The following is a 20,921-nucleotide window of genomic DNA, read 5'->3' as shown; positions in this document are numbered from 1 at the left end:
CATATTAGCGAACTAAAGGATTCGGAATTTTTTGTTTTAATGTGTTGGAGGTGCGGAAGAACATGTTCATGTTTGAAAAACCATATGGTATGCGAGATTCATTACCAGGATTGTATGAGACGAAGAAAAGAGTCAGGCATTCTTTAACAGAGGTCATGAATGGTTGGGGTTATCGTTTAATGGAAACGCCAACGCTTGAATTTTACGATACAGTCGGTGTTCAATCGGCGATTACAGATACGCAGCTGTTTAAGCTTCTTGATCAAAATGGTCAAACCCTTGTGCTTAGACCTGATATGACGGGACCAATTGCGAGAGTGGCGGCTTCAAAGCTTCACGAACAGGCGTATCCGCTTCGAGTCGGTTATGCAGCCAACGTGTTTCGGGCACAGGAAAGAGAAGGCGGAAGACCTTCTGAATTTGAGCAGGTCGGTATTGAGTTGATCGGTGATGGTTCGATTAGTGCAGATGCTGAAGTCATAGCGCTTGTCGTGTTTGCATTAAAAAATGCTGGACTTCAATCCTTCAAAATTGCGATCGGGCATGTGGCTTTGGCTGAGACCTTGTTTTTAGATGTACTAGGGAATACAGAGCGGGCGAACGTATTGCGCCGATTTTTATATGAAAAGAATTATGTGGGATACAGGCAGCATGTCAAACAATTGCCGCTCTCATCCATCGATAAAACAAGGCTGCTCCAGCTTTTAGAGCTGCGCGGCAGTCAAGAAGTGACCCAGCAGGCTGAAGAAATTGTGGTGTCACAAGAGGGCAAAGAAGTGCTGGCGGAGTTAAAGGCGCTGTGGGAGACACTTGAAGATTACGGCTGTACAGAATATATCCGTTTGGATTTAAGCATGGTTAGTCATATGAGCTACTATACGGGGATTTTGTTTGAAGTATTTGCAGATCATGTTGGGTCTGTGATCGGAAGTGGAGGAAGGTATGATCAATTGCTTGCTCACTTTGATGCACCCGCACCCGCTACAGGCTTCGGACTTCGATTAGACCGTCTTCTTGAGGCGCTCGACGCAAAAGAAATAAATGAGCCCCAAGAGGCTGTGATTTTTAGTAAAGAACAGCGGCTTGAAGCATTTGATTTTGCAGAAAAAGAGCGGACAAAGGGCAAAAGGATTGTTCTCCAAGACTTAGCAGGTATTGAAAATATCGATGCCATGACCAAGGCATTTGAGCAAGTGACTTATTTTATCGGCGCTAGAAAGGAAGAGCAAAATGGGTAAAGTGTTGACAATGGCAATGCCAAAGGGGCGGATATTTGAAGAAGCAGCAGGGCTATTAAGACAGGCTGGATATCAGCTGCCGGAGGAATTCGAAGATTCAAGAAAATTAATCATTGATGTACCGGAAGAAAATCTTCGCTTCATTTTAGCGAAGCCAATGGATGTGACGACATATGTAGAGCACGGTGTAGCAGATGTGGGCATTGCAGGCAAAGACGTCATGCTTGAAGAAGCACGGGATGTGTACGAAGTGCTCGATTTAAACATTAGCAAATGTCATTTAGCTGTAGCGGGCTTGCCAGGAGCCAGCTGGGGCGGTGTCGCACCGCGTGTGGCTACAAAGTACCCAAATGTCGCTTCTTCTTATTTTAGAGAACAAGGTGAGCAGGTGGAGATCATTAAGCTAAATGGTTCCATTGAATTAGCACCGCTCATCGGGCTTGCCGATCGAATTGTTGACATTGTCTCCACCGGTCAAACACTTAAGGAAAATGGACTTGTCGAAACGGAACATATTTGTGACATTACGTCACGTTTTATTGTCAATCCTGTGAGCTATCGAATGAAGGATGCGGTAATCGATGAAATGGCGCAGCGTCTGGCAAGAATCATCGAAGGAGAAGGGGAGGAAACATCATGAACATCACCTACATACAAGATGGTGAGACAGACACTCTCTCACTCAAGCGTTCTCTAGATACAGGAACGGAAGAGCAGCGATTGGCTGTTCAGCGAATAATCGAAGAAGTGAGAAAAAATGGTGACGAAGCGGTACGGACTTTCACGAAGCAATTTGACGGTGTCTCTATTGAACAGCCACTTGTGACGGAGGATGAAAAGACAAAAGCCTACGAACGTTTGGACCCGGAGATGATCAAAATCATCCAAACGGCGATCCGGAATATTCGAACATACCACGAGCGTCAGCTAACCTCCTCTTGGTTTTATCACCAAAAGGACGGCTCAATGCTAGGTCAGAAAGTAACACCGCTCGATGCGGTCGGTGTATATGTCCCAGGCGGAACGGCCGCCTATCCATCATCTGTTTTAATGAATGTGATCCCGGCACTTGTAGCCGGCGTTGAGCGAATTGTCCTTGTGACACCGCCAGGAAAAGACGGTCGTCTGTCTGACGCTGTACTAGTAGCAGCGAAGGAGCTGGGCATTTCAGAAATGTACAAAATGGGTGGTGCTCAGGCGATAGCCACTCTTGCATATGGAACGGACAGTATCCAGCCTGTTGATAAAATCACCGGTCCAGGAAACATTTATGTAGCACTTGCCAAACGGGAAGTATTTGGTCAAGTAGACATTGATATGATTGCGGGCCCAAGTGAAATTGCTGTTTTAGCAGATGAAACGGCAGCTGCACATGAGGTGGCAGCTGATTTGCTTTCACAGGCAGAGCATGATGCGTTGGCATCTAGTATTTTGGTGACACCATCCAAGGTACTGGCTGAAAGAGTGCAAGCAGAGGTGCAAGCGCAGCTGGACACTTTGCCAAGAAAATCAATCGCAGCACAATCCATTCAAGACCATGGCCATATTTACGTGACAGAATCCTTGGATCGTGCAGTTGATATCGTGAACCAGTTAGCCCCAGAGCATTTAGAAGTGCTGACGGCGTATCCAGCATCACTACTTGGTCAAATCAAGCATGCTGGAGCGATTTTCTTAGGGCGTTACAGCCCAGAGCCGGTAGGGGATTACTTCGCAGGACCGAACCATGTGCTGCCAACAAACGGGACGGCAAGATTTTCTAGTCCGCTCAGCGTTACGGATTTCCAAAAGAAAACGAGCATCATTTCATATAGCAAAGAAGCTTTTGAAACACATAGGGAAAGCATTGCGGCTTTTGCCAGATTAGAAGGGCTTGAAGCACATGCAAGATCGATTGAAGCGAGAAAGCGGGAGGAATCAAAATGAGACAGGCGGAAACAGCGAGAAAAACAAATGAAACGAATATTTCATTAGCGTTAGAGATTGATGGAGATGGAAAAGCGGATATTCAAACAGATGTCCCTTTTATGACACACATGCTCGATCTTTTTACGAAGCATGGACACTTTAATTTGACCGTCGATGCAAAAGGAGACACAGATGTCGATGATCACCACACAACAGAAGATATTGGCATTGTGCTTGGGCAGATGTTGAAAGAAGCGCTGGGGGATAAGAAAGGAATTAAGCGCTACGGCTCTAGTTTTGTTCCAATGGATGAAACTCTCGCCCAAGTCGTCGTGGATTTAAGTAATCGTCCTCATTTGGAAATGAGAGCGGATTTCCCGAGTCAGAAGGTCGGCACCTTTGATACGGAGCTGGTTCATGAGTTTCTTTGGAAATTTGCCCTTGAAGCACGAATCAATCTGCATGTGATCGTTCACTATGGAACCAATACCCACCATATGATTGAAGCCATTTTTAAAGCGATGGCACGCGCCTTAGATGAAGCAACAACCATTGATCCGCGTGTGAAAGGGATTCCGTCGACAAAGGGGATGCTCTAATGATTGGCGTCATTGACTATGGGATGGGAAATTTGTTTAGCGTATCAAAAGCACTGGAACGAGCAGGAGCGTCTTATATCGTGTCTTCTGAAGCAGAGGAGCTGAAAAAGGCAGGTGCGTACATTTTGCCAGGCGTCGGTTCGTTTCGTGATGCGATGCAGCTATTAAGACAGACGGGACTTGAGGCGTTTATCCACCAAGTCGTGCAGGAAGGAAAGCTGTTATTTGGCATTTGCCTTGGCATGCAGTTGTTGTTTGAAGAAAGTGAAGAAGCAGGAAAAACAAAAGGGTTAGGCCTTTTAAAAGGACGTGTCGTTCTTTTGAAGGATCGTGATCAGGATGGACAAAGGCTGAAAGTGCCTCATATGGGCTGGAATGAGCTCACATTTCATCAGCCCTCTCCATTGTTTGAAGGTGTGACAGAAGGATTTGCATACTTTGTTCACTCTTATTATGTGAGCGGCATGAATCCAGAAGACCTATTGGCAAGTGCACCCTATGGTGTGCAAGTACCTGCCGTTGTTGGGAAGGGGAATGTGTTTGGAACGCAGTTTCACCCTGAAAAAAGCAGTACAACAGGAATGGCACTGCTGAAACAGTTTATTCAATTAGCAAACGAACAGAGGGTGAGCAAATGAGTGAATTTACATTATATCCAGCAATTGATATGAGAAATGGCAAATGTGTACGACTTGTGCAAGGAGACTATGACCAAGAAACCATTTATGGAGATTCACCGTTAGACATGGCGAGACGGTTTGCAAATGAAGGAGCAAAATGGATACATCTCGTTGATTTAGATGGCGCAAAAGCAGGAAAACGCGTGAATCACGAGCATGTGCTGGCGATTGCTTCCTCATTAGATGTGAATGTTCAAATTGGCGGCGGCATTCGGACAGAAGAAGATGTTGCATTTTATTTAAACAATGGCGTATCGAGAGTCATTCTTGGCAGTTCAGCGGTGTCAAACCCGGTTTTTGTGAAAAAAATGTTGGCGCAATATGGGGAGAAAATCGCCATTGGCATTGATGCACGAAACGGTTTTGTATCGACTGAAGGCTGGCTTGAAACATCGGAAGTGAAGGCGGAGGAACTCGGTAAGGAACTGGCAAAGGAAGGCGCAGAGGTCTTCATTTTCACGGATATTCAAATGGATGGCATGCTGTCTGGTCCAAATGTGGAAAGTACGGTTCGATTAGCAGAAGCAACTGGCAAACAAGTCATTGCCTCAGGTGGTGTCAGTGCAGTAGGTGATCTGCAAAAGCTGTCAGCACAAAAGCAGACAGGTGTGTCTGGTGCAATCATTGGCAAGGCGCTGTACACAAAGCAATTTACTTTAGCAGAAGCGTTTGAAGGGCTTGACAGCATATGATGACAAAACGAATCATTCCATGTCTTGATGTAAAGGAAGGGCGTGTGGTCAAAGGGATCCAATTTCTAGGGTTGAAGGATGCTGGTGATCCAGTCGAATTAGCGCAGATCTATGACGAGGAAGGTGCGGATGAACTCGTCTTTCTTGATATATCTGCCTCTCATGAAGGCCGAAAAACAATGGTGGATGTGGTCAAACAAGTGGCATCCACTCTCGCTATCCCGTTCACGGTGGGCGGCGGGATTAACCACCTTGATGACATGAAGCGTATTTTAAGAGCGGGGGCAGACAAGGTGTCTGTGAACACAGCAGCTGTTTTAAGACCGGAGCTAATAACAGAAGGAGCCGACTTTTTTGGTTCACAGTGCATCGTTGTTGCGATTGATGCGAAATACGATGAAGAGAAACAAGCATACATGGTCTATACGCACGGAGGACGCCGTCAAACGGATATAGAAGTGAGTGACTGGGCGAAAGAAGCCGTGCGAAGAGGAGCAGGCGAGATCTTGCTGACTAGCATGGATGCCGATGGTGAGAAAACGGGCTTTGAGCATCGTTTGACGAGGCTTGTATCAGAAGCAGTCACAGTGCCAGTTATTGCTTCAGGAGGTGCTGGCAATGCGCAGCATATGCTGGAGGCTTTTACGAAAGGTGAAGCTGATGCCGCACTCGCAGCCTCTATTTTCCATTATAAAGAAACCTCCATTCAAGAGGTGAAGACATATTTGAGAGAACACGGGGTGAAGGTAAGATGAAACAGGCAAACGAATTAACCTTTAATGATGCAGGTCTCATTCCTGCCATTGTACAGGATGCTCAAAGCAAGGAAGTTCTTACTTTGGCGTATATGAATCAAGAATCCTATGAAAAAACATTAGAGACAGGGGAAACATGGTTTTTTAGCCGATCGAGAAATGAACTTTGGCACAAAGGAGCCACATCTGGAAACACCCAGCGTGTTACATCTATTCGCTATGACTGTGATCAAGATGCCCTGCTTGTTCTAGTGACACCAAGCGGTCCAGCCTGCCATACAGGCAGCTATAGCTGTTTTTCGGAAGAGGGCGTGAAACAGCAAAGGGGAGAACAAGACCGCTTTGCCATTTTAAATGAACTTGAACAGGTCATTGCGAAGCGTCAGATGGAAATGCCAGAAGGAGCGTATACAACCTATTTATTTGAAAAAGGAGTCGACAAAATCCTGAAAAAGGTAGGGGAAGAAGCTTCTGAAGTCATCATTGCAGCGAAGAACCGTGATCAAGAAGAATTGAAATGGGAAACAGCAGATCTCCTGTATCACCTTCTTGTGTTATTGCGTGAACAGCAGCTGTCTCTTGATGATGTATTAAAGGTATTGAAAAAGCGTCATCAAGCGGAATGAAAAGCTGGGGGTACCCCCGGCTTTTTGCTTTTAAATGAAAAACAAATCCTTCCTTTCCTTTTGTTCTATGTGACGACTCATGAAGTATGTTATACTACACACGGTACACTGTTCGAAATGGAGGGTATCGGTGAGTAAATACACTTCTCAAAATAATCACACACAAGTCGTCCAGCTATTCCAAGATGGGCATTACTTTTTTCATAAAGGTCTAAAAGCATATAGAGAAAGAAATCTGTCTAGGGCAAGTAAGCTGATACAGCGGGCCATCGTACTTGAGCCTGAAAATGTAGAAATGCTGTCGCAGCTTGCCATTATTTATACTGAAATGGGTCATTACCAACAATCTAATGAACTGCTGGATTTTATCCTTGAACATTTGGATGAGAACATGTCAGAGTGTCACTACTTTAAAGCCAATAATTATGCGAATCTCGGTTTGTTTCAAGAGGCATATAGATGCGCCACTGCTTATGCTGCGCTGGAAGAAGACGGGGAATTTGCAGATGAAAATGACGATCTCCTCGACCTGCTTGATATGAGTGACGATGTTGATGAAGATTTTCCTTATGATCAGGATGATCTGATTGTAAAGCAGGATCAAGCCAACCATTTGCTAGAAAGCGGCAGGCTGGATGAAGCAATCGAGATGCTGGAACAGATGATTGTTGAGTATCCAGAGTTTTGGTCAGCGTATAATAATCTCGCTTTGGCCTATTTTTATTCTGGCCAAATCGATCAGGCAAAAGAAATGTTGAACCGGGTCCTTCATGAAAATCCCGGTAATCTGCATGCCCTTTGTAATCAGCTTGTTTTCTATCATTATGAAAAAGAAGAAGAAAAGGTCAATCTGTTAGCGAAGCAATTAACGCACGTGTATCCAATATTAAGTGAACAGCGTTATAAGCTTGGCGCAACATTTGCCCTTGTTGGAGAATTTGAATGGGCATTTAAATGGCTTTATTCTTTGTATAAAACAGGTTTCCAAGGTGATAGTACGTTTTTATACTGGCTGGCAAGTGCAGCCTATTATACGGGCCACAAAACGCTGGCGCAAACCGTCTGGGATAAGATGGTGGAAGAAGATATTGATGCAGATGAAATCAAGCCGTGGCAAGACAAACCAGAGGAGTCTGAGCCAATGGTTTCAATTGAGGAACGACTCACTGCCTACTATGTCAGCAAACAAAAAGGTGAACGTGACGTCTTGCAATCTGTTCTTGATTCCCGCGCTGCGAAAACGGCCTTTGAACAGCAGTTTATTGAGTTACTTTTATATGAAGATCAAATGGAAGAACGATCGTTTTCAGAAGATGCGGTCTTCGCAAAACAGGCGGCATCTGCTTTGGAAGAAGCGGTGCAGCCTGATAGCCACATGCCATATTTTTGGTTATTCCATATTATTCAGCAAGCACGCGCTTCAGGCGTAGAGAAGAAAAATGCCATTGCATGGGCAGCAGCTTCTTATTATCTATGGATGAATGAACAAGAAGAATCAGCTGTCAGCAAAAAAGAGATCGCAGCTTCTTTTCAGATCAGCGTTCAAACGCTGTCAAAATATGAGAATATTATTTGTGCGTTCATGGTTTGAATAGGTAAATAGATTCAGATAACAGCAGCATGGCCGAAAAGGTCATGCTTTTTTCTTGGATAAAAAGGTGGGATTTGCTAGGATTTGGCGAAGTATGACAATCTCGACATCTATTTGAAACATAAATGTAATAAAAATATTAGCTCATTTTGTCGATGTGTCATGTATAATGAAACTCGTGGATTAAAACAAAGACATATATTTAAATATTTTACTATACATAATGCAACACCTAGTGATAGAAACAATCTGGTCAACATCTGACTGAATCATCAGGAAGAAAGACACAGGAAGCACAGATTGGTCGCAGAGAATTTGCTGCTTTCTCATGTCGCTTGGGAAATTGTCAAAGGAGGAACTATACGTGAAAAAGTTTATTACTTTCGGTTTAGCTTCGGTGATTGGAGCGAGCGGTTTATTTATTCCATTTACTCATGAAGCAAATGCACAGAACTTTGAACAAAAGAAACAAGAACTAGACAGCAAGCAGTCAGAGGTAAACAAGAATCTTCAAAAGAAAAAAGAAGAGCTTTCAAAGCTTGAGGCAAAACAAGAGGCACTTGCGCTAAAGCTAAAAGAAATTGACGAAAAAGCTTTAAAAACAAGTGATCAAATCGAAGAAAAACAAAAAGAAAACGAAAAAACAAAAAAAGAAATCAAAGCACTGAAAAAAGAAATTGCTGATACAGAAAAACGTATCGAAGAAAGAAACGAATTCTTGAAAAAGCGTGTACGTGCGCTTCAAGAAAGCGGTGGTTCTACGAAATACATAGATGTATTACTAGGAGCAAAAAGCTTTAGCGATTTCATTAGCCGTGCAGGTGCTGTATCTACATTAATCAACGCAGACAGCGAAATCATTAAAGAACAAGAAAGAGACAAAGCAGAATTACAAAAGTCTGAAAACGAATTAAATACAAAGCTTGAAGATGTTCAAAAGACGCTTGCAAAGCTTGAAACACTTCAAACAGACTTAAATAAACAGCTTGATGAGAAAGACAAGCTATTCAAGCAAGTGAAAAAGCAAAAAGGAAGTGCTTCTTCTCAAATCAGCGAGTTAAACACTGAGGCAAACAGCATTGCATCTGAAAAAGACGCAACAATCGCTGCTCAAAAACAAGCTGAAAAAGAAGCAAGAGAAGCTGCTCAAAAGGCAAAAGAAGAAAAAGCACAAAGACAACAGCAGCGTCAAGCTAGTGTTCAAGCAGAAGACAACAGCTCTAATAACGACAGCGGTTCTTCTTCAAATAACAGTGGATCTTCAAATAACAATAGCAGCAGTTCACCAAGCAAAAAGCCATCTTCTGGCGGTGGATCACCTGTCAGCAATAACGTAGGCGGTATCGAAGGTGCAATCAGCACAGGTTCTACGATTGTAGGGCAATCTCCATATAAATGGGGCGGCGGCAGATCACAAGCCGATATTGACGCACGTCGTTTTGACTGTTCTTCATTCGTTCGCTGGGCATTTGCATCAGCAGGCATCAACCTTGGACCAGTTGGCGGTACAACAACAGATACGCTTGTAGGTAAAGGAAGAGCTGTAAGTGCATCTGACATGAAACGTGGAGACCTTGTGTTCTTTGATACGTACAAAGTAAATGGCCACGTTGGTATTTACTTAGGAAACGGTACATTCTTGAACGATAACAGCTCTCGCGGTGTTTCAGTTGACTCTATGAGCAACGTTTACTGGAAAAAAGCATTCAATGGCGTTGTAAGAAGAGTCGTTGAATAAATCATTACTTACTATATAACCGTAAACAGGCTTCCTTAAACAGCAGTTTAAGGAAGCTTTTTCTTTTTTTGAAGATATGAGCAAATGATTCGCTTATTATCCGCAGATTTAATAGGATATGGGTAAGGCATAAAAGCTAAGAGTGGAAATGATGCTCTCTGTCATGAATGGAAGCATCACCCAAGGGCATTCTAATAAGAAATGCTAGCAGCAATTGAAGAGGGAGTGACAGTTGTGTCAGAAGAAAAAATCTACGATACGATCATCATTGGAGCGGGTCCTGCCGGAATGACAGCCGCTGTTTATACATCACGGGGAAATCTTTCAACACTGATGATTGAAAGAGGAATTCCAGGCGGCCAAATGGCGAATACGGAAGATGTCGAGAACTATCCGGGCTTTGAAAGCATCTTAGGGCCGGAACTTTCAAATAAAATGTTTGAGCATGCAAAGAAATTCGGTGCCGAGTATGCGTATGGCGATATTAAAGAAATTGTAGATGGAGAAGAGTACAAAATCGTCAAAGCTGGTTCCAAAGAATACAAAGGACGCTCTGTCATTATTGCGGCAGGTGCTGAATACAAAAAAATCGGTGCACCAGGCGAAAAAGAACTTGGCGGCCGCGGCGTATCATACTGCGCTGTATGTGACGGTGCCTTCTTTAAAAACAAAGAGCTTGTCGTGATTGGCGGAGGAGACTCAGCAGTAGAAGAGGGTGTTTACCTCACTCGCTTTGCGTCTAAAGTCACAATTGTCCATAGACGCGACAAACTTCGTGCCCAAAGCATCTTACAAGCACGTGCATTTGATAATGAAAAAATCGACTTTATGTGGAACAAAACCGTCAAAGAAATCAATGAAGAGAACGGGAAAGTCGGCAGTGTGACATTAATTGATACTGTGACAGGTGAGGAAGAAGACTTCAAAACAGATGGCGTCTTTATCTACATCGGTATGCTGCCGCTGTCTAAACCATTTGAAAATCTAGGGATTACAAATGCAGAGGGCTACATTGAGACTAATGAAAGAATGGAAACAAAAGTTGAAGGAATCTTCGCAGCTGGAGACATTCGTGAGAAAACACTTCGTCAAATCGTCACAGCAACAGGTGATGGAAGTATTGCAGCACAGAGTGCACAGCATTATGTAGAAGAGCTTGCTGAAAAGCTAAAAGCAATGAAATAAACAGCTGTCGTAAATCCTTAATATTGCGTCACGGGCTTTTAACTGGAATGTAACACGGGTGAAACAATTATCCGTTATGATGAAACTAGTAATTGACCCCCTTTTATAAGGAATACATGTTTGGCACGGATGTGAATCCGTGTCCTTTTTTTTGCTTAAAATCAGAAATTCACGAGATGTTCACAAATGACGCATGGAGAACCGTTAGATGTTGTAAAATAAAGAATAGAGAAAGTGCCCGTCACCATAATCATACGAAAACCTGTCTGTTTTCAGTGAAGAACGGGCATGTTCATTGTGGGAGTCATGATGAACCTGTATAATAAGAAAAAGACATAAAAGAGTAGGTGACAGCTGATGCAACGAGTAACCAATTGTGTGCTGCATCACGAAGATCAAGTTCTCTTGCTGCAAAAGCCAAGACGAGGCTGGTGGGTAGCACCTGGCGGCAAAATGGAGAGCGGAGAATCGGTCAAGGATTCAGTCGTTCGAGAATTTAGAGAAGAAACAGGCATTTATATTTTAAATCCGCAGCTAAAAGGCGTATTTACCTTTATCATAAAAGAAGGCGATCAAATCGTTCAAGAGTGGATGATGTTCACCTTTATGGCAGATTCCTTTACAGGAAAAAACGTATCAGAGTCGGAGGAAGGCATTTTAAAATGGCATGATGTAAAAGATGTGCCCAGCTTGCCGATGGCTCCAGGAGATTCCCACATTCTTGACTTCATGTTGAAAGGGAAAGGATTACTCCACGGCACTTTTACGTATACACCAGATTTTGAGCTGATTGCTTATCGATTAGATCCTCAAGGAGACTAATAAATGAACCGTTTTCATAAAGAAGGAGAGGGAGCAGGCATGAATACGCACAAACAAGATGATATTCAGCTTGTGATTATTACAGGAATGTCAGGTGCGGGGAAAACCGTTGCCATCCAAAGCTTTGAAGACTTAGGTTACTTTTGTGTGGATAACTTACCGCCATCACTTTTACCGAAGTTTCTAGAGCTCATGAAGGAATCAAATTCAAAGATGAGCAAGGTGGCCCTTGTGATGGATTTGCGTGGACGCGAATTCTTTGATAGCTTAATTGCTGCCTTAGATGAGATGAGTGATATCGGCTGGATCACACCAAGGATTCTATTTTTAGATGCAAACGATAAGGTGCTTGTCTCAAGATATAAAGAAACGAGACGTTCTCATCCCCTTGCGACTACAGGTTTGCCGCTCGAAGGAATTGAGATGGAACGCGATCTGTTAGAAGAGTTAAAAGGCCGGGCTCAAATGATTTTTGATACATCGGATTTAAAACCGAAACAGCTTCGAGAAAAGATTGTCACACACTTTGCTACGAATCAGGGGCAAGTGTTTACAGTGAATGTGATGTCATTTGGCTTTAAGTACGGCTTGCCAATTGATGCTGATCTTGTATTTGATGTGAGATTCCTGCCGAATCCTTACTATATTGAGAGTATGCGTCCACAGACCGGAAACGATGAAGAAGTGCGCTCCTATGTCATGAAATGGAGCGAGACACAAAAATTCACAGAGAAATTAATTGACCTTCTCAGTTTTATGCTTCCGTCCTATAAACGAGAAGGGAAAAGTCAGCTGGTGATCGCTATTGGCTGTACAGGCGGACAGCACCGATCAGTGACGCTAGCGAACTACTTATCGGAGTATTTTAAAAATGACTACTATACTCATGTCACTCACCGGGACATTGAAAAGAGAAGTAGAAAATAGATGACGACACTACCAAAGGTTGTCATTCTTGGCGGAGGCACTGGCTTATCTGTTTTACTTAGAGGATTAAAGACAAAGCCAGTGGACATTACCGCCATTGTGACGGTAGCTGATGATGGAGGCAGCTCAGGCAGACTGCGACATGATTTGAATATTCCGCCTCCAGGCGATATTCGGAATGTCCTTGCAGCTCTCTCTGATGTTGAACCGCTTGTAGAAGATTTATTTCAGCACCGTTTTAATAAAGGGAATGACTTAACAGGCCACTCTCTCGGCAATCTCATTCTTGCGGCTATGACGAATATAACCGGTGATTTTTTTCATGCCGTCACAGAAATGAGCAAGGTCTTAAATGTGAGAGGAAAAGTATTGCCAGCAGCGAATTCAAGTGTTGTTCTTCATGCGGAATTAGAAAACGGGCAAGTGGTAACAGGAGAATCAAAAATCCCAACCTATGGTGAGCGAATTAAACGAGTGTTCCTCACACCCGATACGATTGAGCCGCTCCCAGAATCGATTCAAGTCATTCGTGAAGCCGACTTGATCGTCCTTGGACCTGGCAGCTTGTATACAAGTATCTTGCCAAACTTGCTTGTACCGCATATTGGCGAAGAAGTGATTCGTTCTAAGGCGAAAAAAGTCTATATTTGCAATGTCATGACACAGCCGGGGGAAACGCTTTCCTACAGTGCAGCTGATCATGTGCAGGCACTAAACGATCATATGGACCGACCATTTATCGATACGATATTTGTGAACAATAAAGAAATTCCAGAAGAAATCAAAGCAAAATATGCAGAAGAACAGGCGCAGCCTGTACAGTTCGACACAGATGTACTCAAAGCCATGGGACTAGAAGTCATCCCTGGGGAAATTATTACATATGACCAGCATGTGATTCGTCATGATACGCTGAAAGTAGCCGCGCTGCTTGTCGATTTGCTGCATCAGAAAAAATAGGAATGGGGGTGGCAAGGATGTCATTTGCATCCGAAACAAAAAAAGAGCTGACTAATCTGGAAGTGAAGGACTGCTGCACAAAAGCAGAGCTTTCTGCCCTCATCCGTATGAACGGTTCATTATCTTTTTCTAATCGAAAATTGATTTTAGATATACAGACAGAGAACGCAGCCATTGCAAGACGTATTTATACCCTTTTGAAAAAGAAATACGATGTGACCGTTGAGCTGCTCGTTCGTAAAAAAATGAGATTAAAAAAGAATAATGTGTATATTGTCAGACTGGTAGAACGAGCGAAAACCATTTTAGAGGACCTGAAGATATTAGGTGAACAATTTGTATTTGAACGCAACATTTCAGAAGAACTTGTGAAGAAAAGATGCTGCAAGCGTTCCTATATGAGAGGTGCTTTTTTAGCAGGAGGTTCTGTGAATAATCCAGAAACCTCTTCGTATCACCTTGAGATTTTTTCACTATACAAAGAACATAATGATGCCCTTTGTGAGCTCATGAATCAATTCCATCTTAACAGTAAAACACTTGAACGCAAAAAAGGATTTATCACATACATGAAGGAAGCGGAGAAAATTACGGAATTCTTAAGTGTTGTGGGTGCTCATAACTCATTGCTTCGTTTTGAAGACGTGCGCATCGTCCGAGATATGAGGAATTCTGTGAACCGGCTCGTCAATTGTGAAACAGCAAACTTGAATAAAACGATCGGTGCCTCACTGCGCCAGGTTGAAAATATTCAATTCATTGACGAAAAGATTGGACTAGACGCCCTGCCAGATAAGCTGCGTGAAATTGCGCAACTGCGTATTGACTACCAAGAAGTCACACTAAAGGAACTTGGCGAAATGGTGGAAAGCGGCAAGATCAGCAAATCAGGCATTAATCACCGTTTAAGAAAGCTAGATCAAATTGCAGAACAATTAAGAAACGGACAAGCTGTTACACTCAAATAGGGAAATAAAAAAGGGAGGCAGATCATATGGTGGAAAAAACGGTCACAATTCAGCTGAAAACGGGTTTGCAGGCACGTCCGGCTGCTTTGTTCGTTCAAGAAGCCAATCGTTTTGGTGCTGATATTTTTCTAGAGAAAGATGGGAAAAAGGTCAATGCGAAGAGTATTATGGGACTAATGAGTCTTGCGATCAGCTCTGGGGTCACCGTCAAACTAATAGCTGATGGAGCAGATGAACAAGAAGCCATCGATGCGTTAACGGATTTTATCAATCAAGAAAACTGAGTCTCTTTCAAGGGCTCAGTTTTTTTAGGAGGGAAAGTTGTGATTCAATCAGCCTTTTTACAGAAAATTGGATACGAAGCTGCGTCCATTACGTTTGATCAATTACCGGATTTACTAAGGAAGATGGCTTATACCTTTCCTTTTGAAAATAGATCTGTGGTGGGTAAACACGCCTATGCTTTGGATCAAGAAGGTTTGAAGCATCATCTTCTGGAAGGCAGCAGAGGTGGGCTTTGCTATGACCTCAATCCGCTCTTATATTATGTCTTAAAAGAGGCAGGTCTCGCCGTACAGCTCGTTCAAGGGACCGTATATAACAAAGAAGCAGAGAAGTGGGCACTGGATGGGACGCATGTAGCCATCGTCCTTCAACATCACCATGAGCGCTACCTCATTGATGCCGGATTTGGTGTGAATTTACCCCTTCAGCCCGTCCCTTTTACAGGTGAATGGGTGGAAGCACCGTCTCTTCGTTTTCGAGTGAACGCAGAGGAAACAGAAAAAGGAACCCATCTACTCCAATTGGATAGGGGAGCAGGTGCTGAAACAGGTTATGCTTTCACATTGAAAGAAGTCGGTGAAGATACACTTGTGCAATTGAGGCATGAGATTTATGAAAATGAAGCCTCTCCTTTTAACAAAAGACCGCTTGCATCCAAACTGACACCAACAGGTCGTGTGATCGTGACAGAGGATCATGTCACGATACATGAACAGGAAGAAGTATCGAAGAAACCACTCTCACAACCGTTTGAGGAGTACGTACAAAAACTGCTTCCGTAAACAATATGAAAAAAGACAGCCCTTTTGACTTAGGGCTGTCTTTTTATAATGATTAACGAATCCTCGTAAATGTCGCATAGTGATCGGTTGTTTTATAAATGAGCCAGTCACTTGAATACACTAGGCGGTCAGCATTACGGAAGCCGGAGACGTAGTTGATGTCGGCTTCACGCCATGTACGGCCGCTAGCTGATGGAAGGCGTCCCTCTCGATTAGAGAATACGTCTCCACCGATGCTTTTGCCCGGCGCGACTTCAGCTAAATTTCCTTTTGATGCCACCCATCCGAGGGCGCTCGCTTGTGATTTGGTGATGTAATTATCAGGTAGTCGTTTATAGCGGATTAAGTAATCTGCTACACCATCAAAGGTATTAATGACGGCAAGGGTACGAAGGTCTGGTGCAAGCTGTACGGAAGCAGTTTCATTTGTGGCTGTTGGTGTAAGTGGTGTTTCTGCATGGGCTTGCTGCGGGATAAATCCAGAAAACAGAATGGCAGCAATCAGAGCGAACAGAGTAAAAATCGAACTTATTTTTTTCATCTTGATCCTCCTCAAAAGGAAATGGGATGCCGTCCTCTTGATGCTTGTCTACCTCATATTATAGCACCGGCATATGAAGAGAATGTAAAGAATCAGGAGATTGGACAAAATGAGGCTTTTTGACCTACTGTCTCTAGATGACGTAAACAAAAAGACGCAGTTCCCTGCGCCTTTTTTCAATTAAGATGAGGCAAGCTCCTTCACAATATCAACAGGGGCTTTACCGTCAATTCCGTGAATCACATTATGAATGGCTCGTTTCAGCATAAGATCTCTTGTCGTTTCAGTAGCGGAACCGATATGCGGGGCAAGTGTGACATTGTCCATCTCCTTGAAAGGATGATCTTCCTGAAGCGGTTCTTGCTCATACACATCCAGACCAGCTCCTTTAATCCACCCTTCCTGTAGTGCTTGAATGAGGCTTTTCTCATCGACGGTTTTTCCGCGGGAGATGTTCACAAATAAAGCTGTCGGCTTCATTAATTTCAATTCCCGCTCTCCTATCATATGGTACGTCTCATCCGTCAGCGGTGTGATTAACACAATGATATCAGCTTGCTTCAGCAAGTCATCCAGTGCACAATATACAGCGCCGTAGGCCGATTCGGCTTTCTCGTTCCGGCTCCGGTTGTGATAGAGGACGTTCATATCAAAACCATGAGCGGCTCGTTTGGCTACTTGCTCTCCGATTCGTCCCATTCCAATGATCCCAAGCGTTTGATGATGGACGTCAATGCCGAATATATCTTCTTCTTGAACAAATTTTGTCCATTTTCCCTTGCGGATAAAACGATCAAGCTCGGCAATTCTCCTCGCAGAAGAGAGAATGAGCGAAAAGGCAAGATCAGCAACGGTATGATCGAGTGTATAAGGCGTGTGCGTACCAATCACGCCTCTTTGTCTCATGGCTTCTAGATCAAAATTGTCATAGCCGACTGAATTATTGCTTACCACCTTGAGTTGAGGTGCATGATCTAATAAATCTTGATCAATTTTCGTACCTGATGTTAAAAGGCCATCAGCCTTCTGCAGCTTCTCAAATAATAGATCTCTTGGGATCGGGTCCTTTGACTGCCATACCTCATATGTACAATGTTCTTTTAACATGTCTTCAAAAGAGGCAGGTAAGGGTTTGGCGACAAAAATATGTGGTTTCATCATCAACTCGCTCCTTTCACATGGTCATCTTTCTCTTTTTATTATAAAGCAACCATTTTGGCAGTACACGTTTGAATATGAGCTGCTCAATATTTAATATACTGAAATAACGGAAAAGGAGAGATTTTTATAGTGAAAGAGTAAATGACATGGCCATCTGATGTCTTTTTATGATGTAGAAAAACGAGTGATTAGTAGATGAGTCATAGAAAAATGCTAGATGTTTCGGGAGATAATCTGACAAACTGGAAAATAGATCGAGACTTTTTGGTAGAAAATTTATTATATTTGCAGTGTATTAAACGGGATGGTCATTTTCTACTAAACCATTTCATCGTCTTTTGGTGAAATGAGAGCCATCGTTTGTAAGCAAAAGCCGCATATCCCCTGTGCTGAAGCGGAACAAAGAGCAAAATAGAGAAAATGTTTACATATTCTCTCATCGTTTTCTCATTTTTTTCTTTTTTTTCTATCATTTTTCTTCTCTATGCTTGAGAACACACAAGGGAAAAGGAGGCCAGGTAAGGCGTTACAATCACTTAAAAAAGATAGGAGATGACAGGATGGGATCAACATTAGAACAGATTCTTCAGCACAATGCAGATTTTGTGAAAGAGAGACAGTATGAGCCTTTCAAGGCGGGAAAATTTCCTGAGAAGAAATTGGTTATATTAACTTGTATGGATACACGCCTGTTGGAATTATTACCGCAATCCATGGGGCTTCGTAATGGTGATGCGAAGATCATTAAAAATGCAGGAGCCATCGTCACACATCCATTTGGCAGTGTCATGCGGAGTATTTTACTAGCCATTTATGAGCTGAAAGCAGAGGAAGTATGCATTGTCGGCCATCATGAATGCGGAATGGCAGGCCTTGCGGCAGACCCTTTACTTGAAAAGGCAAAAGCACGGGGAATTGAGGAAAAGTGTTTGAGCATTGTGAAAAGCGCAGGTGTCGATTTAAAGGGCTGGCTGACAGGCTTTGATTCAGTGGAAGAGAGCGTATCCCAAAGTGTGAAATTAGTCAAAGAGCACCCGCTCATGCCAAGTGATGTAGCTGTTCATGGACTAGTGATTCATCCGGCAACAGGAAAGCTGGATGTCGTTATAAAAGATAAACAGATCGACCCACAGTATACCTAAATCATCTACACATACTTGAAGGAGGCCAACACATACCATGCGTTTTTATGGAAGATTTGAAGGTTATGATTCATCAAAGTTTAGACGCGATTTAATCGCTGGGCTTGTCGTGGGCGTTGTGGCAATTCCTTTAGGCATGGCTTTTGCCATTGCATCTGGTGTCGGACCAGAATACGGATTATACACAGTCATCGTTGCCGGCATTTTGATTTCATTGTTTGGTGGTTCAAAGTATCAGATCGGCGGACCGACCGGGGCATTTGTTCCAATTTTATTCGGGATCGTCAGTCAGTACGGTATTGAAAACTTACTCATTGCTGGTTTTATGGCAGGCTGTATGCTTGTATTATTCGGAATATTCAAACTAGGGAAGCTCATGAAATTTATTCCTCGTCCGGTTATCATCGGCTTTACTGCCGGCATTGCTGTCATTATTTTTTCAGGACAGATTGCCAACTTCCTCGGATTAAAGGGTGTTGAAAAGCATGAAAGCTTTTTCCTCAATATGAGAGAAATCGTGGTCCATCTTGGTACCGCAAACAGTTTCGCCATTCTCACAGCGATTGTTGGGCTCATCGTGATTTTGGCGGCACAAAAATACATTCCCAAAATACCTGGTGCTCTATTAGGTCTACTCGTTTCAACATTTATAGCTGTTCTCTTTTTTCAAGGACAAGTTGAAACCATCGGCTCTGCATATGGCGAAATCCCTCGTCAGCTGCCAACTTTCGCTTTTCCTGAATTGACGATTGAAAAAATGATTTATCTGCTGCCGCCGGCTATTGTCATTGCCCTTTTAGGCGGCGTGGAGTCCATCTTGTCAGCTATGGTTGCTGATAATATGAAAGGCTCAAAGCATGACAGCAACAAGGAGCTTGTCGGGCAAGGAATTGCCAATATGGCGGCACCGCTTTTCGGAGGGATCCCAGCGACGGGAGCGATTGCTCGTACGGCAACAAACATTAAAAATGGTGGAGCAAGCCCCATTTCAGGAGTCGTGCATGGTGTCGTTGTCTTGCTCATCTTAATGTTATTTGCACCATATGCATCGATGATTCCACTTGCTGCCATGGCACCGATTTTGATGTTTGTGGCGTGGAATATGAGTGAGAAAAAAGAGTTTATCAATATTGTCAAAGTCAAAAATGCGGATTCCCTTGTGCTTGTCGTGACCTTCCTGCTAACGGTCATCGGTGATTTGATAATTGGGGTGACTGCAGGTCTCATTTTAGCGTTTATCGCCTTTATCAAAAAAATGAGCCAGACAACGAATATCCACACAAATGTCGCTGTTCCTCAAATCGAAACGGCGGCTGCCTTAGAAAGGGAGACCGATCAGAAAGGGGTTAGTATGTATTCGATTGAAGGGCCACTCTTTTTCGGTACAACCGATTCATTGGAAAATTCGATTTTGGATCATGTTCAGACAAAGCCGAAAACACTCATTTTGCTTATGAACAAAGTGAATTATATGGACACCTCAGCAGAAGCGGTTCTGATGAACATTTCCAATCGTTTAAAGCATCACAATGGAAAATTGATGATTGTAGGGCTTCAATCACAGCCAAAAGAGCTTTTACATCGTACCGGTCTTTTCCATCACATTGGAAAGCAGCATTTCTTTGAACGAACGGATGATATTTCACCACAGCAGCTATAAAAGGCTAAAAAAAGCACGTGACATGTCGGTCACGTGCTTCAGCGTATAGACAAACCCTCGCATTCTTTGTCAGTTCTGCGTGCCGGTGCTCACGAATGTCAAATTCGCTCCGCGCCGGTACTCGTCCTTCCTAGACTGCAAAGGTTTTCTATCACGCTGAAAAGAAGACAAAGGGCTAAAATCAAGTTCATTTTAGCCCTTTGTCAAAGCCCGTGACATGTCGGTCACGGGCTTTTTACCTGCTCTTTTTCACTAGAAAACCGTTGTGTGAGTTTCTGTTGATGGGAAGAGAAGACCTCTTCTACTGTTACATCATAGAGATCAGCTAGAACAAGTAGATTTCCTAAGACATCTCCCATTTCTTCAATAAGGTCCTTTCTTAACGCAGCGTCCTCCTGTGTTTTCTCATCAGGTCGATCGCGTCCAATTTCGACCGCCCTGACTGCGCGAGCGAGTTCACCTGTTTCTTCCATCAGGAAACCTAACCTGATAAACGGCCCGTATTCTGTCCAATTTCTCATTTTGTAGAAATCTTTGATCCATTTTTCCATTTCAGTTGTTTGCATTCTCTTTATACAGCTCCTTATATGGTGTTCATCTTCTGATTTTACACTATATATAGATGAAGCGGCTGTTTCTTTACAATGAATTATAGTAGAAT

21 protein-coding genes and 1 pseudogene are annotated in these 20,921 nt (G+C 43.2%); 19 read left to right on the top strand and 3 right to left on the bottom strand.

Annotated features, from left to right (window positions below):
- Window positions 1-62: 62 nt before the first annotated feature.
- The 17 genes from ACSBQP_RS10685 (at window position 63) to ACSBQP_RS10605 (ending at window position 15,756) form a co-directional block, all read left to right on the top strand.
- Window positions 63-1,238, top strand: coding sequence for an ATP phosphoribosyltransferase regulatory subunit (locus tag ACSBQP_RS10685; RefSeq protein ID WP_052320278.1), 1,176 nt, complete (start codon window positions 63-65; stop codon window positions 1,236-1,238).
- Window positions 1,231-1,878: an ATP phosphoribosyltransferase gene (gene hisG / locus ACSBQP_RS10680; protein WP_007500071.1), complete on the top strand. Its 648-nt coding sequence runs from the start codon at window positions 1,231-1,233 to the stop codon at window positions 1,876-1,878. Before ACSBQP_RS10685 ends, hisG begins: the two co-directional genes overlap by 8 nt.
- Entirely contained in the window at window positions 1,875-3,164 is a 1,290-nt protein-coding gene (gene hisD, locus ACSBQP_RS10675; protein WP_052320277.1) for a histidinol dehydrogenase, read from the top strand. Before hisG ends, hisD begins: the two co-directional genes overlap by 4 nt.
- A complete protein-coding gene (hisB, locus tag ACSBQP_RS10670) occupies window positions 3,161-3,745 on the top strand; it encodes an imidazoleglycerol-phosphate dehydratase HisB (RefSeq protein WP_046527623.1) in 585 nt (194 codons plus the stop codon). Before hisD ends, hisB begins: the two co-directional genes overlap by 4 nt.
- Complete coding sequence (hisH, locus tag ACSBQP_RS10665) at window positions 3,745-4,383, top strand: imidazole glycerol phosphate synthase subunit HisH (protein ID WP_156061555.1); 639 nt, start codon at window positions 3,745-3,747, stop codon at window positions 4,381-4,383. The genes hisB and hisH overlap by 1 nt, the downstream gene beginning before the upstream one ends.
- Window positions 4,380-5,117: a 1-(5-phosphoribosyl)-5-[(5-phosphoribosylamino)methylideneamino]imidazole-4-carboxamide isomerase gene (gene hisA / locus ACSBQP_RS10660; RefSeq protein WP_045034000.1), complete on the top strand. Its 738-nt coding sequence runs from the start codon at window positions 4,380-4,382 to the stop codon at window positions 5,115-5,117. The genes hisH and hisA overlap by 4 nt, the downstream gene beginning before the upstream one ends.
- Complete coding sequence (gene hisF / locus ACSBQP_RS10655) at window positions 5,114-5,872, top strand: imidazole glycerol phosphate synthase subunit HisF (protein WP_041507812.1); 759 nt, start codon at window positions 5,114-5,116, stop codon at window positions 5,870-5,872. The genes hisA and hisF overlap by 4 nt, the downstream gene beginning before the upstream one ends.
- Window positions 5,869-6,498 carry a bifunctional phosphoribosyl-AMP cyclohydrolase/phosphoribosyl-ATP diphosphatase HisIE gene (gene hisIE, locus ACSBQP_RS10650; protein WP_435028395.1) on the top strand — a complete coding sequence of 210 codons (630 nt, stop codon included), beginning with the start codon at window positions 5,869-5,871 and terminating at the stop codon, window positions 6,496-6,498. Before hisF ends, hisIE begins: the two co-directional genes overlap by 4 nt.
- Before the next feature lie 130 nt (window positions 6,499-6,628).
- Window positions 6,629-8,089 (top strand): tetratricopeptide repeat protein, encoded by a 1,461-nt coding sequence (locus ACSBQP_RS10645; RefSeq protein ID WP_041507811.1) that lies wholly within the window; start codon window positions 6,629-6,631, stop codon window positions 8,087-8,089.
- Window positions 8,090-8,453: 364 nt separating this feature from the next.
- Entirely contained in the window at window positions 8,454-9,827 is a 1,374-nt protein-coding gene (locus ACSBQP_RS10640; protein ID WP_024719881.1) for a PcsB-like coiled-coil domain-containing protein, read from the top strand.
- A gap of 234 nt (window positions 9,828-10,061) precedes the next feature.
- Window positions 10,062-11,012 carry a thioredoxin-disulfide reductase gene (gene trxB, locus ACSBQP_RS10635; RefSeq protein ID WP_024719880.1) on the top strand — a complete coding sequence of 317 codons (951 nt, stop codon included), beginning with the start codon at window positions 10,062-10,064 and terminating at the stop codon, window positions 11,010-11,012.
- A gap of 357 nt (window positions 11,013-11,369) precedes the next feature.
- Window positions 11,370-11,834: an 8-oxo-dGTP diphosphatase gene (locus ACSBQP_RS10630; protein WP_008348133.1), complete on the top strand. Its 465-nt coding sequence runs from the start codon at window positions 11,370-11,372 to the stop codon at window positions 11,832-11,834.
- A gap of 39 nt (window positions 11,835-11,873) precedes the next feature.
- Window positions 11,874-12,761 carry an RNase adapter RapZ gene (gene rapZ / locus ACSBQP_RS10625; protein WP_048001986.1) on the top strand — a complete coding sequence of 296 codons (888 nt, stop codon included), beginning with the start codon at window positions 11,874-11,876 and terminating at the stop codon, window positions 12,759-12,761.
- A complete protein-coding gene (locus ACSBQP_RS10620) occupies window positions 12,762-13,721 on the top strand; it encodes a gluconeogenesis factor YvcK family protein (RefSeq protein ID WP_008348128.1) in 960 nt (319 codons plus the stop codon).
- Window positions 13,722-13,738: 17 nt separating this feature from the next.
- Window positions 13,739-14,689, top strand: a complete 951-nt coding sequence (gene whiA, locus ACSBQP_RS10615) for a DNA-binding protein WhiA (RefSeq protein ID WP_008348125.1) — start codon at window positions 13,739-13,741, stop codon at window positions 14,687-14,689.
- A gap of 26 nt (window positions 14,690-14,715) precedes the next feature.
- Window positions 14,716-14,973 carry an HPr family phosphocarrier protein gene (locus ACSBQP_RS10610; RefSeq protein WP_008348124.1) on the top strand — a complete coding sequence of 86 codons (258 nt, stop codon included), beginning with the start codon at window positions 14,716-14,718 and terminating at the stop codon, window positions 14,971-14,973.
- 39 nt (window positions 14,974-15,012) lie between these two features.
- Window positions 15,013-15,756: an arylamine N-acetyltransferase family protein gene (locus tag ACSBQP_RS10605; protein ID WP_341042187.1), complete on the top strand. Its 744-nt coding sequence runs from the start codon at window positions 15,013-15,015 to the stop codon at window positions 15,754-15,756.
- A 52-nt stretch (window positions 15,757-15,808) separates the two neighbouring features.
- Here ACSBQP_RS10605 and ACSBQP_RS10600 read toward each other — a convergent pair.
- Together ACSBQP_RS10600 and ACSBQP_RS10595 are read right to left on the bottom strand one after the other, a co-directional pair.
- Window positions 15,809-16,135, bottom strand: a pseudogene (locus tag ACSBQP_RS10600) (ribonuclease); the annotation flags it as partial.
- Between the two features lie 342 nt (window positions 16,136-16,477).
- Window positions 16,478-17,455, bottom strand: coding sequence for a 2-hydroxyacid dehydrogenase (locus tag ACSBQP_RS10595; protein ID WP_035390199.1), 978 nt, complete (start codon window positions 17,453-17,455; stop codon window positions 16,478-16,480).
- Window positions 17,456-18,018: 563 nt separating this feature from the next.
- Here ACSBQP_RS10595 and ACSBQP_RS10590 point away from each other — a divergent pair.
- Both ACSBQP_RS10590 and ACSBQP_RS10585 read left to right on the top strand, forming a co-directional pair.
- Complete coding sequence (locus tag ACSBQP_RS10590; protein ID WP_025208023.1) at window positions 18,019-18,600, top strand: beta-class carbonic anhydrase; 582 nt, start codon at window positions 18,019-18,021, stop codon at window positions 18,598-18,600.
- A gap of 37 nt (window positions 18,601-18,637) precedes the next feature.
- Window positions 18,638-20,260, top strand: a complete 1,623-nt coding sequence (locus tag ACSBQP_RS10585; RefSeq protein WP_136944566.1) for a SulP family inorganic anion transporter — start codon at window positions 18,638-18,640, stop codon at window positions 20,258-20,260.
- A 224-nt stretch (window positions 20,261-20,484) separates the two neighbouring features.
- Here ACSBQP_RS10585 and ACSBQP_RS10580 read toward each other — a convergent pair whose 3' ends face one another.
- A complete protein-coding gene (locus ACSBQP_RS10580) occupies window positions 20,485-20,826 on the bottom strand; it encodes a MazG nucleotide pyrophosphohydrolase domain-containing protein (RefSeq protein WP_008347798.1) in 342 nt (113 codons plus the stop codon).
- Window positions 20,827-20,921: the final 95 nt, after the last annotated feature.

The sequence above is a fragment of the Bacillus sp. G402 genome, from assembly GCF_051172515.1.
GTDB lineage: Bacteria > Bacillota > Bacilli > Bacillales > Bacillaceae > Bacillus > Bacillus altitudinis.
The sequence above is the reverse complement of the archived record's forward strand: the minus strand, read 5'-3'. Positions and strand labels throughout refer to the sequence as shown.

Excerpts from the sequence above, each read along its gene's own strand:
- hisG (WP_007500071.1), top strand. The coding sequence starts at position 1,231 with ATGGGTAAAGTGTTGACAATGGCAATGCCAAAGGGGCGGATATTTGAA.
- ACSBQP_RS10590 (WP_025208023.1), top strand. The coding sequence starts at position 18,019 with ATGGGATCAACATTAGAACAGATTCTTCAGCACAATGCAGATTTTGTG.
- ACSBQP_RS10620 (WP_008348128.1), top strand. The coding sequence starts at position 12,762 with ATGACGACACTACCAAAGGTTGTCATTCTTGGCGGAGGCACTGGCTTA.
- hisA (WP_045034000.1), top strand. The coding sequence starts at position 4,380 with ATGAGTGAATTTACATTATATCCAGCAATTGATATGAGAAATGGCAAA.
- hisF (WP_041507812.1), top strand. The coding sequence starts at position 5,114 with ATGATGACAAAACGAATCATTCCATGTCTTGATGTAAAGGAAGGGCGT.
- ACSBQP_RS10630 (WP_008348133.1), top strand. The coding sequence starts at position 11,370 with ATGCAACGAGTAACCAATTGTGTGCTGCATCACGAAGATCAAGTTCTC.
- whiA (WP_008348125.1), top strand. The coding sequence starts at position 13,739 with ATGTCATTTGCATCCGAAACAAAAAAAGAGCTGACTAATCTGGAAGTG.
- hisD (WP_052320277.1), top strand. The coding sequence starts at position 1,875 with ATGAACATCACCTACATACAAGATGGTGAGACAGACACTCTCTCACTC.
- ACSBQP_RS10595 (WP_035390199.1), bottom strand. The coding sequence starts at position 17,455 with ATGAAACCACATATTTTTGTCGCCAAACCCTTACCTGCCTCTTTTGAA.
- ACSBQP_RS10585 (WP_136944566.1), top strand. The coding sequence starts at position 18,638 with ATGCGTTTTTATGGAAGATTTGAAGGTTATGATTCATCAAAGTTTAGA.
- ACSBQP_RS10610 (WP_008348124.1), top strand. The coding sequence starts at position 14,716 with ATGGTGGAAAAAACGGTCACAATTCAGCTGAAAACGGGTTTGCAGGCA.
- ACSBQP_RS10580 (WP_008347798.1), bottom strand. The coding sequence starts at position 20,826 with ATGCAAACAACTGAAATGGAAAAATGGATCAAAGATTTCTACAAAATG.
- hisB (WP_046527623.1), top strand. The coding sequence starts at position 3,161 with ATGAGACAGGCGGAAACAGCGAGAAAAACAAATGAAACGAATATTTCA.
- hisIE (WP_435028395.1), top strand. The coding sequence starts at position 5,869 with ATGAAACAGGCAAACGAATTAACCTTTAATGATGCAGGTCTCATTCCT.
- ACSBQP_RS10685 (WP_052320278.1), top strand. The coding sequence starts at position 63 with ATGTTCATGTTTGAAAAACCATATGGTATGCGAGATTCATTACCAGGA.
- rapZ (WP_048001986.1), top strand. The coding sequence starts at position 11,874 with ATGAATACGCACAAACAAGATGATATTCAGCTTGTGATTATTACAGGA.
- hisH (WP_156061555.1), top strand. The coding sequence starts at position 3,745 with ATGATTGGCGTCATTGACTATGGGATGGGAAATTTGTTTAGCGTATCA.